The sequence below is a fragment of the Allobosea sp. GW821-FHT03A12 genome (assembly GCF_058986765.1).
Genome location: NZ_JBYSVZ010000001.1, coordinates 232,360 through 245,253 on the forward strand (window position 1 = coordinate 232,360; position 12,894 = coordinate 245,253).

The 12,894-nt window shown below is 68.5% G+C and carries 13 protein-coding genes; 10 read left to right on the forward strand and 3 right to left on the reverse strand.

What is annotated here, in order from left to right; all coding sequences use genetic code 11:
• Nucleotides 1-29 precede the first annotated feature (29 nt).
• The 8 genes from AC3WLC_RS01090 to AC3WLC_RS01125 all read left to right on the forward strand — a co-directional run bounded on the left by AC3WLC_RS01090 (nt 30) and on the right by AC3WLC_RS01125 (nt 8,417).
• On the forward strand, nt 30-920 hold the full coding sequence (locus AC3WLC_RS01090) for a branched-chain amino acid ABC transporter permease (RefSeq protein ID WP_091841638.1): 891 nt from the start codon (nt 30-32) through the stop codon (nt 918-920).
• Nucleotides 913-1,956, forward strand: coding sequence for a branched-chain amino acid ABC transporter permease (locus AC3WLC_RS01095; RefSeq protein WP_493682102.1), 1,044 nt, complete (start codon nt 913-915; stop codon nt 1,954-1,956). Before AC3WLC_RS01090 ends, AC3WLC_RS01095 begins: the two co-directional genes overlap by 8 nt.
• Nucleotides 1,953-2,696 carry an ABC transporter ATP-binding protein gene (locus AC3WLC_RS01100; protein ID WP_493682103.1) on the forward strand — a complete coding sequence of 248 codons (744 nt, stop codon included), beginning with the start codon at nt 1,953-1,955 and terminating at the stop codon, nt 2,694-2,696. The genes AC3WLC_RS01095 and AC3WLC_RS01100 overlap by 4 nt, the downstream gene beginning before the upstream one ends.
• Nucleotide 2,697: 1 nt before the next feature.
• Entirely contained in the window at nt 2,698-3,405 is a 708-nt protein-coding gene (locus AC3WLC_RS01105; protein ID WP_493682104.1) for an ABC transporter ATP-binding protein, read from the forward strand.
• 105 nt (nt 3,406-3,510) lie between these two features.
• Entirely contained in the window at nt 3,511-4,635 is a 1,125-nt protein-coding gene (locus AC3WLC_RS01110) for a PspA/IM30 family protein (RefSeq protein ID WP_493682105.1), read from the forward strand.
• Nucleotides 4,635-5,285 (forward strand): OB-fold-containig protein, encoded by a 651-nt coding sequence (locus AC3WLC_RS01115; RefSeq protein WP_493682106.1) that lies wholly within the window; start codon nt 4,635-4,637, stop codon nt 5,283-5,285. Before AC3WLC_RS01110 ends, AC3WLC_RS01115 begins: the two co-directional genes overlap by 1 nt.
• Before the next feature lie 4 nt (nt 5,286-5,289).
• Nucleotides 5,290-6,990 carry a flotillin family protein gene (locus AC3WLC_RS01120; protein ID WP_493682107.1) on the forward strand — a complete coding sequence of 567 codons (1,701 nt, stop codon included), beginning with the start codon at nt 5,290-5,292 and terminating at the stop codon, nt 6,988-6,990.
• 251 nt (nt 6,991-7,241) lie between these two features.
• Nucleotides 7,242-8,417 (forward strand): MFS transporter, encoded by a 1,176-nt coding sequence (locus AC3WLC_RS01125; protein WP_493682108.1) that lies wholly within the window; start codon nt 7,242-7,244, stop codon nt 8,415-8,417.
• 128 nt (nt 8,418-8,545) lie between these two features.
• On the opposite strand, the gene AC3WLC_RS01130 is transcribed toward AC3WLC_RS01125, so the two are convergent.
• Nucleotides 8,546-9,247 (reverse strand): response regulator, encoded by a 702-nt coding sequence (locus AC3WLC_RS01130; RefSeq protein ID WP_493682109.1) that lies wholly within the window; start codon nt 9,245-9,247, stop codon nt 8,546-8,548.
• A gap of 71 nt (nt 9,248-9,318) precedes the next feature.
• On the opposite strand from AC3WLC_RS01130, the gene AC3WLC_RS01135 reads away from it, so the two are divergent.
• Nucleotides 9,319-11,100, forward strand: coding sequence for a hybrid sensor histidine kinase/response regulator (locus AC3WLC_RS01135; protein ID WP_493682110.1), 1,782 nt, complete (start codon nt 9,319-9,321; stop codon nt 11,098-11,100).
• Between the two features lie 135 nt (nt 11,101-11,235).
• Entirely contained in the window at nt 11,236-11,568 is a 333-nt protein-coding gene (locus AC3WLC_RS01140; RefSeq protein ID WP_493682111.1) for a Bug family tripartite tricarboxylate transporter substrate binding protein, read from the forward strand.
• 121 nt (nt 11,569-11,689) lie between these two features.
• Here the strand turns inward: AC3WLC_RS01140 and AC3WLC_RS01145 are convergent, their stop codons facing one another.
• Both AC3WLC_RS01145 and AC3WLC_RS01150 read right to left on the reverse strand, forming a co-directional pair.
• Entirely contained in the window at nt 11,690-12,631 is a 942-nt protein-coding gene (locus tag AC3WLC_RS01145) for an HlyD family secretion protein (RefSeq protein WP_493682112.1), read from the reverse strand.
• Nucleotides 12,628-12,888 carry a DUF3302 domain-containing protein gene (locus AC3WLC_RS01150; protein ID WP_493682113.1) on the reverse strand — a complete coding sequence of 87 codons (261 nt, stop codon included), beginning with the start codon at nt 12,886-12,888 and terminating at the stop codon, nt 12,628-12,630. The genes AC3WLC_RS01145 and AC3WLC_RS01150 overlap by 4 nt, the downstream gene beginning before the upstream one ends.
• Between the last annotated feature and the right edge of the window lie 6 nt (nt 12,889-12,894).

A 12,894-nucleotide genomic window follows, 5' to 3' on the forward strand; every position in this document is an offset into this window, starting at 1 on the left:
GTCACACGGCCCTCGCGAAAGCACATGACATGAATGCCCTCGACTACCTCCAATTCGTGCTGGCGCCGCAGGTCGTCAACGGGCTCGCGCTCGGGGTCGCCGTGGTGCTGGTCGCCCTCGGTCTGACGATCATCTTCGGCATGCTCGACGTCATCAACATGAGCCATGGCGAGTTCTACGCCATCGGCGCCTATGCGGCCCTGGCTCTGGGCGCGGCCGGGATCAGCTTCTGGTTCCTGCTCGTGCTAGTGCCGGTCCTGATGGTGCCGCTCGGCATGGCGGCCGAGCGGCTGCTGATCCGGCCGGTCTTCGACAGCCGGGATCGGCACGTCACCACGCTGCTCGTCACCTTCGGCCTGGCGCTCGTGGTCGAGGACCTGCTCAAGGTCGCCTTCGGGCCCAACACCCAGCGCCCGCCGACGCCGATCCCGGGCGCGACCGAGCTCGCCGGCATCATCGTGCCGAACTACCGGCTCTTCCTGATCGTGGTCGGCGCGGCGATCGTCAGCGCCGTCGCCTATGTTGTCTACCGCACCCGTCTCGGCGCGATGGTGCGCGCGGCCGCCTTCGACCGCAACATGGCGGCCTCGCTCGGCGTGCCGGTGGCGCTGGTCTATGCGGGCACATTTGCCTTTGGTGTCGCGCTCGCCGGTCTCGCCGGCGTCCTGCTCGCGCCGATCTATTCGGTCTTCCCGACCATGGGGCGCGACTTCATCCTGCTCGCCTTCACCGTCGTCATCGTCGGCGGCATGGGCTCGATCTGGGGCGCGGTCGTCGCCGGCCTGCTGCTGACGCAGGTCCAGGCGCTGGCCAGCCTGGTGATTTCGCCGGTCTGGACCGATCCGATCGTGTTCGGGACCATGGTCGCCTTCCTCGTTTTCCGCCCACAGGGCCTGTTCGGGAGGCTCGGCCATGCGTGACCGGCTGACTTTGTCGATGCGTGCGAGCCATCTGCTCGCCCTTGTCTTCGTCGCGGCGGCGCTCGCGCTCGCGGCGATCGGTGCCGCCAGCGGCGACACCTTCTATCTGCGCCTCGGCACGGAGGCGCTGATCTTCGCCGGGCTCGCGCTTTCGGTCGACCTGCTGCTCGGCTATTCCGGCGCGCTCTCGCTCGGGCAGGCGCTCTATTTCGGCATCGGCGCCTATGTCTCGGCGCTGACCCTGCTGAAGGTGCCGTCCTTCTGGCTCGCCATGGCGGTGGCGGGCGGGGCGACGCTCGTCGCCTCGATCATCGGCGGCCTGATCGCCAACCGGGTGCGCGGCGTCTATTTTGCGCTGATCACCTTCGGCCTGGCGCAGGTCGTCGCCAAGGTCGTCTACAACACCCGCGAGCTCGGCGCCTCCGACGGCATGATCGGCATTCCCGTCATCAAGATCGGCTTCGGCCCGGTTTCGATCTCGGCCGGCAATCCTGTCGGCTTCTTCCTGATCGTGCTTACGATCATCATGGGCCTGTACGGGCTCACCGCCTATCTGCTCGACACGCCGTTCGGGCGGGTGCTAACCGCGCTCAAGGCCAATGAGAAGCGCGTACCCTTCCTCGGCTATTCGGTCTGGCGGGCGCGGATGTTCTCCTATGTCCTGGCCGGGCTGATCGCCGGGCTCTCGGGCGCGCTCTATCCGATGCTGCGCGGCTTCGTCTCGCCGGAGCTGATGTTCTTCGCGACGTCCGGCAATGCGGTGATCTCGGTCATCCTCGGCGGCGTCGGCACCCTGATCGGCGCGATCTACGGCTCGGTGCTGCTCGTCCTGCTGAAGTCGATCATCGGCAGCTGGACCGAGCACCATCTCATCGTAATCGGCCTGATCTTCATGGTCTGCGTGATGTTCCTGCCCAAGGGGCTGGTCGGCTTCATCCGGCCGCGCATCGAGGAACGCCTGCTCGCCGGTGCGCAAGAGCCGGCCGCGCCGTCCTTCGCCCCGGCCCGGCTCGAAGCGGGGAGTGCCAAGCCATGACCGGTCCCGTCCTCGAAACCCGCGATCTCGGCATCGCCTTCGGCGGCCTGAAGGCGGTCGACCGGGTCAGCTTCAGCGCAGAGCGCAACCGGATCACCACGGTGATCGGGCCGAACGGCGCCGGCAAGTCGACGCTGTTCAACCTGATCAGCGGGGCGCTCAAGCCGAGATCCGGCCAGCTCCTGATCGACGGCGTCGACATGACCGGCGCCTCGCCGGCGCGCACCAAGGCGGCCGGGCTGTCGCGCTCGTTCCAGATCACCAACCTGTTCTTCGAGCTGACGGTGGCGGAAAACCTGCGCATGGCGGCGCAGGTGCTGGAGCCGAAGGCGCGCGCCTTCCTGCCGCTTGGCCGCTCGACCCGGGCGCTCGCCAAGACCGGCGAGATGCTCGAGCGTTTCCAGCTCGGCCACAAGCGCGACGAGCTTGCCGGCAATCTCTCGCATGGCGACCAGCGCCGGCTCGAGATCGCTGTCTGCCTGGCGTCGGAGCCGAAGATCCTGCTGCTCGACGAGCCGACGCAGGGCATGAGCCATGCCGACACGGCCGATACCGCCAAGCTCGTGCGCGAGCTCAGTCGCGACGTCAGCGTGCTGCTGATCGAGCACGATATCGGGCTCGTCATGGACCTCTCGGACCATGTCGTCGTCATGCATCAGGGCCGCAAGCTCGCCGAGGGACCTCCCGCCGTGGTGCGGGCCGACCCAGCCGTGCAGGCCGCCTATTTCGGACATCACTGACATGCTCGCGATCAACGGACTGCACAGCCATTACGGCCTGAGCCATGTCATCCAGGGCATCGACCTTTCGGCGGCGCCCGGCGAGGTGATTGGCATCTTCGGCCGCAACGGCGTCGGCAAGACGACGCTGCTCAAGACGATCGCCGGCTGGGTCAGGCCGAGCGAGGGTGCGATCACGCTCGGCGGGTACTCCCTGAACGGGCTCGCGCCCGACCGGATCTGCCTCTCCGGCGTCGGGCTGGTGCCGGAAGACAGGCGCATCTTCCCCGGCCTCACCGTCGAGGAGAACCTGCAGCTCGGCCTGCTGCAGGTGCGGGGCCGGGCCGCCAAAGCCGAGCGCGCCGCCATCGACCAGATCTACGACCGCTTCCCCCGCCTCGGCGAGCGGCGTCGCCAGCTCGGGACGACATTGTCGGGCGGCGAGCAGCAGATGCTTGCCATGGCGCGTGTGCTGGTCGGCGAGCCCAAGCTCGTGCTGGTCGACGAGCCCAGCGAGGGGCTGGCGCCGATGATCGTCGCCGAGGTCTTCGCCATCGTGCGTGAATTGTGCGAGCGCGGCTGCATCGTGCTTCTGGTCGAGCAGAACGTGCATGAGGCGCTGTCGGTCACCGACCGCTTCGTCGTGATCGAGCGTGGGCGGATCGTGCTCAGCGGCGACGCCGAGGACGAAGCCGATCGCGCGCGCCTGCTGACAGCTTTGGCTGTGTGACGATGCCTTGCCGCACGGGCTCCTTGCCCGAGGAGCTCCGTGCGGTAACCGGCAGTAGAGTGTTCCAAGGCAGCGCAACCGTCAGGTCTTGAAAGCACTAAAGAAGTGCTTTATATTATCGACATGGTCGGAAAGCCGCACACCACGATGGCGCTGGTTCTGTCGCCATCCCCCGAGGACCGCGAGGCGCTCCATGGAACGCTCATCGCCTATCGTCAGGCCATGGCGATCCTCGACGGCACCAAGGGCGCCAATCTCGTCGCGCTTCACGAGGAAGCCTATGAGGAAATCCGCGCCCGCACCGGCCTGCCTTCGCGCATGGCGACGCTCGCCTTGCGCGACCACAGCAAACGCACGGTCGGCGCCCCGATCGACGACATCCCGCTCGATTCCAAGCTGTTCTCGGTCAAGGGCCCGGACAGCCTGAGCATCGCCACTGTCGGTGGCCGCGTCGTCATCCCCTATTCGGTGGATGGCTATCGCGGCGGCTGGGATGATTTTGCCGAAGCCCGTTTGTGCTTCAGCGGAGCGTCGATCAACGTCCTCGTCGGTGTCCAGGCCGGCCTCCATTCCCAGAAGGAGACCACCATGTCCAATGAAGGTATCCTCGCCCGCCTCGGGCGCGTCATCGCCGGCGTCGTCAACAATGCGGTCGATGCCGCGGAGGGGGCCAATCCCACCGCCATCGCCCAGCAGGCCGTGCGCGAGATCGAGAAGATCGCCGAAGAGGCCAGGGCGGCGCTCGGCGTTGCGATCGCGGCCGGCCATCGCCTGAAAAGCAAGGCGGAGGATCTCGACGCCGAGATCCGCGACCTCGATGCGAAGATCCGGACCGGGCTGGAGAAGGGCCGCGAGGACCTCGCCCGGGCGGCGACCGGCGTGCAGATCGACCTCGAAGCGCAGCGCACCGCCCTCGCCAAGGCGATCGCCGAGAATGCCGGCGAAACCGCCGAGACCGAAGCGACCTTGCGCAGCATTGCCTCGGCTCGCGCCGATGCGATGAAGCGGCTCGACGACGCCAAGCGCGCCGAGCGGGCTGCCCCCGCCGCGGCGACGCCCTCGCAGCGCAACGACCAGCGCCTCGCCGCCGCGCTTTCGGCCGTAGAGCGGGTGACGGGCGTCCCGGCCAAGCCGGTCCACGGCTCGGCTGAGGTCGAGGAACTCGGCCGGATCCAGCGCGAGGACGAGATCGAGGCGCGGCTCAAGGCCTTCCGCGAAGGCCAGCGCTGATGGACGGGATCATCCAGCCGGGCACCGCGCCCTTCTGGGTGGCGCTTCTGGTGGTGGTCGGGCTCGGGCTGGTCGAGCTGGTCTCGGTCGTGCTCGGGCTATCGGCCTCCGGCCTGCTCGACGACAGTATCGGCCATCACGGCCCGGACGGTCACGAGGCCGGCCTGCTCGGCGGCTGGATGTCCTGGCTGAATGCCGGCGGGGTGCCGATCCTGGTGCTCGCCGTCATCCTGCTCGCGACCTTCGCCGTCTTCGGCTTCGCCATCCAGGGGCTGGCGGCCGGCATCCTGCGCCCGCTGCCTGCCATCGTGGCCGCGCCGCTGGCGCTGGTGCCTTCCCTGCCCGTGACCCGCTGGCTCAGCCGCGGCATCGCCAAGGTCATCCCGCGCGACGAGACCAATGCGCTGAGCCAGGCCGATTTCATCGGCCTCATCGGCAGCGTCACGATCGGGCCGCTCGACCAGGGCAATCCCGGCGCGGTCCGCGTGAAGGATCGCCACGACAACATCCACACCCTGCGCGCCCAGGCCGCGCCGGGCCACCGCATCGAGACCGGAGCCCTCGTCGTGATCGTCGACGGCTCGGATGGTCTGTTCCAAGCCATTCCCGCGCCGCGGGAACTCGGCGCCGTCGACAGCAAAGAGGGTTGATCAGATGGATTTTCTCTCCGTAGGCATCATTGCCGGCGTGATCGTCGTGGCGATCGTCGTCATCGGCATCATCATGACGTCGCTCTACACGCGGGCGACGCGCGACAAGGCCTATGTCCGCACCGGACTCGGCGGCAAGAAGGTTGTGCTCGACGGCGGCTCCGTCATCCTGCCGATCTTCCACTCCTATTCCTGGGTCTCGCTCAGCACGCTGCGCCTGGAGGTCAAGCGCGCCGAGAACGAGTCGCTGATCACCAAGGACCGGATGCGAGCCGACATCACCGCCGAGTTCTATGTCCGTGTGAAGCCGGATGCGGAAAACATCGCGCTCGCCGCCCAGACCTTGGGCGACCGCACCAATGACGCCGACGCCCTCAAGGCGCTGGTCGAGGCCAAGTTCGTCGACGGCCTGCGCTCGGTCGCCGCGACCATGTCGCTGCGCGACCTCCAGGAGCAGCGCGCCGAATTCGTGAAGTCGGTGCAGGCGGCCGTGGCGCATGATCTGCAATCGAACGGCCTCGAACTGGAATCGGTCTCGCTGACAAGGCTCGACCAGACCGACATCAAGCACTTCAACCCGAACAACACCTTCGACGCCGAGGGCCTGACCGCGCTCACCAAGATCACCGAAGAACGCAAACGCGAGCGCAACCAGATCGTCAGGGACAATGAGGTCGAGATCGCCACCAAGGATCGCGAGGCCTCGCTGCGGCGCCTGACCATCGAGCGCGAGCAGCGCGACGCCGAGCTGACGCAGGAACGCGACATCGCCAACAAGACGGCCGAGACCCGAGCCGAGGCGGCCAAGGCCGAGCAGCTGGCGCGCCTGGCCGAGGAGACGGCCCGCCTGGAGACCGAGCGCGGCATCGCCGAGCGCGATTCCGAGGCGCGCCAGGCCCGCGAATCCGCCCGGATCGCGGCCGAGCGCGGCATTGCCGAGCGCGAGGCCGAGGCGCGCAAGATCACCGAGACCGCCCGCATCGAGGCCGCCATCGCCGTCGCCCACAAGACCGAGGAGGAGCAGGCCGCCCGGGCCAGGGCCGACGCGGCCAAGGCCAGCGCCATCACCGCCGAGGAGCAGGTGACCACGGCCCGCGACGTCGAGATCGCCGAGCGCGCCAAGCGCATCGCCGTGATCGACGCCCGCAAGGAAGCCGAGCAGCAGGCGACGGCCGTGACCGTCAAGGCGGAAGCCGAGCGCCAGGCGGCCGAGGACCTCGCCGCCGCCGTGAAGATTCAGGCTGAAGCCGAAGCCGAGGCGGCCAAGATCCGCGCCACCGGTGTGATCGAGCTCGGCGAGGCACAAGCCCGGGCCGAGCGCGCCAAGAACGAGGCGCGCAACGCGCTCGCCGCCAACATCATCGATTTCGAGCTGGCGAAGGCACGCGTCGAGATCGTGCCGCTGGCGCTGGCGCAGGCGATGAAGCCGATCGAGAAGATCTCCGATATCCGCATCTTCAGCACCGGCGGGCTTGGTGGCGCGCTCGGCGGCGGTTCTGGCGAGCCGAACGGCAACCCGATCGGCGATCTCTCCAGCCAGCTGCTGAGCTTCACGGCGCAGAAGCCGATCCTCGACGAGATCCTGTCCCAGGCCGGCTTCAAGGGCGCCGATCCTACGCAGGCGCTCCTCGCCGCCTCGCTCGGAGACGCCGCAGGCAGGACCGCCAAGCCTGCCGCTAAGCCGAACGGCGGCGAGCCCGCCTGAGCCTGCAAGCCGGGTTCTGTTGCCCACCGATCGGCGGGCCCGAGCTTCATCGGCTCGGGCTCGCGGGCTTGCATGCAAATCCTGCAGGTCAGGCAAGGCGTGCCTGGCCCTCGACCGCAACGGCGGATTCACCGAAGACCAGCATAAGCCGAGATCATGCAAGGTGCCGCCGAAGGGCGGTCCGTTGTCTGGGAGGTTCGGCGACGGCGCTGGGAGGGATCGCGTTGAAGCTGCCTTTGTGGGGGAGCGCCTTGAGCGCGACGCTCCTCGTGCAGGTCGTGAGCTCCTTCGCCGCAGCCGCCGTTCCCCTCCTCGGCCCGATCCTGACGCAGCGCTGGAACCTGCCGCCGGAAAGCATCGGCTATGTTTCCTCCGCCGTCTCGATCGGCATCTGCTGGTGTCTGGCCTGCGGCGGCCCGATGCTCGACCATCACGGCCCGATCCGCACCTTGCAGATCGGCCTGGCGGCGATGTGCCTCGGCCTGATCCTGTTGTCGCAGCCGATTGCCGCTCTCGGCTTCGCCGGCGCGCTCGTGCTCGGCCTCGGCACCGCGCCGAACAATCCGGCGGGCAGCACGATGCTGATGCGCACGGCGCCGCCCACCCATCGCAATCTGATCTTCTCGATCCGGCAGGCCGGTGTTCCCCTTGGTGGCACGATCGCCGGCCTCTCGGTGGCTCCGGCCGTCGCCGCGTTGGGTTTTACCCATACGATCTGGCTGATCGCGGCCATCGTCCTGCTCAGCCTGCTGGCGGTTCAGCCGTTCCAGAAGCGGCTCGACGTGGAGAGGGGGGCGGCAAACCGGCGCTGGGCCCTGATGTTCCTGTCGCCCTCGGCCCTGCGCCGCGCGGCCGAAGTCATCCGCTCGCACCCGTCCCTGCCCCTGATCACCGGCATGGGCATCTCGTTCTCGGTCGCCCAGACCAGCGTCCAGGCCTTCACCGCGACCTATCTGGTGACGCAGCACGGCAAGAGCCTGGCAGAGGCCGGCTACTTCATGGCCGTCCTGCTTGCCGCCAGCACGGTCTCGCGGATCGCCCTGGGCTGGCTGGCGGATCGCTGGCGCCGGGGCCTGCTCCTGCTGGGCCTGCTCCTGCTCGCCGCGAGCGCTGCGGTCGTCCTGCTCGTCTGGTCGGCGGCGGGGCCGTCATGGGCCCTGTATTGCTCGGTCGCCTTCATCGGGGCGACGTCGCTGGGATGGAACGGGGTCTATATGGCCGAGCTGGCGCGGCTGGCGCCGCCCACGCAGATCGGCGACGTCACCTCCGCGGCGAACCTCTTCGGCTTCACCGGCTCGTTCTGTGGCCCGCTGATCTTCGCCTTCATCGCCAGCCGGACGGCGAGCTTTGACTGGCCCTATCTGCTGGTCGCGGCCCAATTGGCCGTCTGCGGCGTCTTCGTGTTGTGGCGCCGCGGCTGGCGCTGAGGCGATCCTCGTCGTGAATGAGAGGCAAGTCCTTAACCGCTCGGTCCCGGGATCCGGGCACTACGATATCTGCCGTATTGTCCGTGATGACCGAAGCCTGCGAAGCTGGCGATCGCGGCCGCGATTCCCTAGCCCACGGGAAGCCCGAGCCGAACCGCGAAGGCCGCCAGTTCCGCGGCGCTATGGAGATCGAGCTTGCGCATGAGATTCTCGCGGTGCTTGCGCGCGGTCAGTGGGCTGATGCCGAGCTGCGCGGCGGCCTCGCGGGCCGTTGCACCCCCGGCGATCAGCACGAGCAGTTCGCGCTCCCGGCGGGTGAGCGGGACGTGAGAGAGTGCGTCGAACGGGCCGCCGTCGGCGACCAGCGGCGGCACACCCTGCTGCAGGACACCTCCCAGCGGTGGGCTGACATAGGTTTCCCGTCGTTGCAGGGCCGCGAGCGCCGCGAAGAACTCGTCGAGATCGCCGCCCTTGACGAGATATCCGGCGACGCCGGCAGCGAGGGCTCCTTCCACCGTCCGCATGTCGGTGTTGGCGGTCAGGATCAGGATGTGCAGCCGGGGAAAGCGTTCGCGCAAGCCGCGGACATAGGACAGCCCGGTCAGCCCCGGCATGCCGAGATCGAGCACCAGAAGATCCGGCGCGGTCGCCGCCAGCAGTTGGAGCAGGCTCGCTCCATCCGCCGCCTCGCCGACGACCTCGTGCTCGCCCTCCGTCGCGATCAGCAGCTTCAGGCCCTCGCGGATCAGGGCATGGTCGTCCGCGAGGACGATGCGAAGGCCGGATCGACTCGTTCCGGGCGGGACTTGCGAAGAGCGGAGGCGAATCATCGCGGGGATTGTCGCGCTGCCGATCCACACGGGGTAGTCGCAGGGCGGGATCGCAGACCCCGGGTGAACGCATGATGGAAACGCCGGCGCCCGCCGGGCGAGAGGAGCGCGTACAGGCCGGGCTGATCGACCTGCTCTTCCGGCAGTCGCGCGCGATCCTGCTCGCCAACTTCGTCATTCCCTGGCCGGTCGCCTACGTGCTGCGCGAGGCAGTGCCCGCCCAGCAGCTCCTGGCCTGGATCGGTGCGATCTATGTGTTGACCGGCGCACGGCTCCTGGTCTCCCGCAGCTATTTCAGGCGCAGTGCCGCGGCGGCCGGTCCTTTGGCCTGGGCGCATCGCTTCACGCTGCTCTCGATCCTGTCGAGCCTGCTCTGGGGCACCATCGGCTGGATCGGCTTCGTGCCCGAGCAGCCGCATCTGATCGCCTTCGTCTGCATCGTGCTGACCGGCATGTCGGGCGGGGCGGTGCCGTCGCTCTCGGCCTATCCGCCGGCCTATGCCGGCCTGCTGGTCGCGATGCAGCTGCCTTTCGTGCTGCGCTGCCTGCAGCAGGAGGAGGCGATCTATTCGGTCTATCTCGGCTTCGCCGCCTGCCTGCTCGGCGTCTATCTCTATTACAGCCTCGTCACCTATCGGGCGCTGCGGGAGACGGTGTCGCTGCGCTTCGAGAACCTGGCCCTGGTCGAGGGCCTCGAACGCGAGCGCGACCGGGCCACGGCGGCGGACCGGGCGAAGACGCGCTTCCTCGCCGCGGCGAGCCACGACCTGCGCCAGCCGATCCATGCGGCCGCGCTGTTCACGGCGAGCCTTGCGACACTTGCCCGCCGTGGCGATGTCACGGCCGCGGCGGCGAGGGGCATCGCCGGGAAGCTGGAGGCGGCGCTCGTCTCGCTCGACGGCCTGCTGCATGGGCTGGTCGACGTGTCGCGGCTCGATGCCGGCCTCGTGCCGGTCAGCCGGGGGCCGATCCATCTGCGGCGGGTGCTAAGCAACCTCGGCGAGGAATATGCGCCGCAGGCACGTGAGCGCGGCGTCGCGCTGCGCCTTGTCGCCTGCGATGCCTGGATCGAGAGCGATCCCATCCTGCTCAAGCGCATCCTCGACAATTTCCTGTCGAACGCCCTGCGCTATGCGCCGGCCGGCCGCGTCCTGATCGGCTGCCGGCGTCGCCGCGATGCGCTGGAGATCCAGGTGGTCGACGCCGGACCGGGCATCCCGGCGGGAGAGCACCAGGCCGTGTTCGAGGAGTTCACCCAGCTCGACAATCCGCAGCGTGACCGCGAGCAGGGGTTGGGTCTCGGCCTCGCCATTGTCCGGCGTCTCGGCGACCTGCTCGGGCACAAGGTCGGGCTGAAGTCCGTGCCCGGTCGTGGCTCGATCTTCTGGGTGCGGGTGCCCGTCGCCTCCGCCGCCAGGCCGAATCCGGCGCCTGGGCCCTTGGTGGCCCCGTCGGCGACGCTGCGCATCATGGCGCTGGACGACGATGCCCAGGTTCTCGACGGCCTTGCGATCCTGCTGGCCGCCTGGGGGCATGAGGTGTTCGCCGGGCAGGATGTCGCGAAACTCCGCAGCCGCCATGCGGCTGCCGGCGGGCCGCCTATCGATCTGATCATCGCCGACTACCGGCTCGCGGGCGGGATGAGCGGCAGCGAGGCGATCGAGCAGCTGAGCGGGTATCTCGGCCGCCACGTACCGGCGCTGATCGTGACCGGCGACACCTCGCCGGAGCGTCTGCGCGAGCTCTCCGCGACCAGCCGCATCGTGCTGCACAAGCCGGTCGCGCCCGAGCGCCTGCGGACTGCGATCCATCAGGCCACCGGCGCTGGAGGGGACGTGTCGGGCGCCGACTGATCGCGATCGCGTTCGGCCGCGAAGCATCAGCTGGTTCTGCGCCGAAATACGGCAGATGCCGTATGTCCCGACGGTGTGGGCGCCCATAGGCTTCCTGCGATCAGGCTGCCGGCCTGGGCGTAGCCGCTCTGGGCGATGGCGGGCGACAGGTGGCTCGCCGTCAGTTCCCACAACCGCGCCTCCTCGCTCCCCGACGTGCCGACGCTGGCGGAGGCCGGTCTCGGCGATTTCGACCTGGTGCCCTGGAACAGCTGGTTTGCGCCGAAGGGAACCCCGCCTGAGATCGTCGACAAGCTCAACGCCGCCATCGCCGACATCCTGGCCGATGCCGAGGTGCGCAAGCAGCTGAGCGTCCTCGGCTACGAGACGGGGATGAAGATGAACCCGGCCGAGGCGGCGGCGTTCGTCGAGACGGAGGCCAGGAAATGGGCCGAGCTGATCCGCGCCTTCGGCATCACCGTCGAATGAGCCGGATGATAGCAGCCGCGCCGGAGGGGCCGTCGCCGTCGGAGCGGGCTTCGGGCTGTCTGGGCGAGGGTCAGCTGGCCGGGGCGACCGACCGTGACGTTCGAGCAGACAAAGGGAGATATCAGAACGGATTGACGTAGTTGGTGATCGCGATCTGGCGCAGCAGCACCTTGCGGATCACATGCGCCACCTTGACGCGATCGGTGAAGATCGCCGCATCGCCGGCGCTGCCGGCCGGCAGCGAGCGAGCGAAGGCTTCGTCGTCGAGCTTCACCCGGACGACGAAGGGCGCAGCCTGCACGGCTTTCGATGCGACCGCGGTGCCGGAGGTCTGCACCTGGCCGGTCGCGACGGCCTGGAGCACGCTCTCGACCTTGCCAGTCTGCACCGTTCCCGGCGCCCATTTGAAGGCGAGCTCGACCGGCTGGCCTGCTGCGACATAGCGGGCGTCGATCTGGTTGATCTCGACGCCGAGGATGGTGTCAGCGGTGTCGATGAAGGCCATCACCGGCGCCAGCGGCAGGTTGGTCACGCGCGCTCCCTTGCGTAGCGCCAGATTGGTGACGTAGCCGTCGGCCGGTGCACGCACCGTCGTCTTCTCCAGATTCCACTTCGCGCCGACGAGCTGAGCCCTGAGCTGGTCGACGGAAGCCTGCCGCTCCTCGACGTCGAAGGCCCGGCCGGTCCCGCGGGTTTGAAGCTGCGTCATCTCAGCCAGCCTCGTCTCCTGGAAGGCGAGCTGGGCCGCGATCGCGTCGACCTGCGACTGGAACGGCACAGGATCGATCCTGAACAGCACGTCGCCGGCCTTGAGCGGCGTGTTGGCCGTGACCGGCACCTCGATCACTTCGCCGGCGACATCCGGCACGATTGCGACCGAGTTGCGCACGACCAGCACCGGCCCCTGCGGCGCGCCCCAGCCCATCGGGATGAACAGACCGATCAGCAACAGCAGGAAGACGAGAGCCGGCGAGACCTTCCAGAACAGGTTGAACGGTACGATCTTGAGCTTCACCAGGATGAAGAGCAGGGCCAGGTAGAGATTGAGCAGGACAACGATCATCGCGCAGCTCCCGCATCGCCTGAGCGGCGCATCGGGATCGCCGGCACGTCGACATAGGCCCAGATCAGCACGACCGGCCAGAGCACGAAGCCGAGGAAGAGCGTGACCCAGCCGCCGATGGCGACGGCTTCGGCCCAGGGGTGATTGCGGCGCCTGGCGATGATGCCCGGCCACATCGCCATGAAGACGATGACGAAGACCGTGCTGGCGACCAGCACGACCAGGACGATCCAGGCGAAGATGTCGAGACCGGACATGGCGCA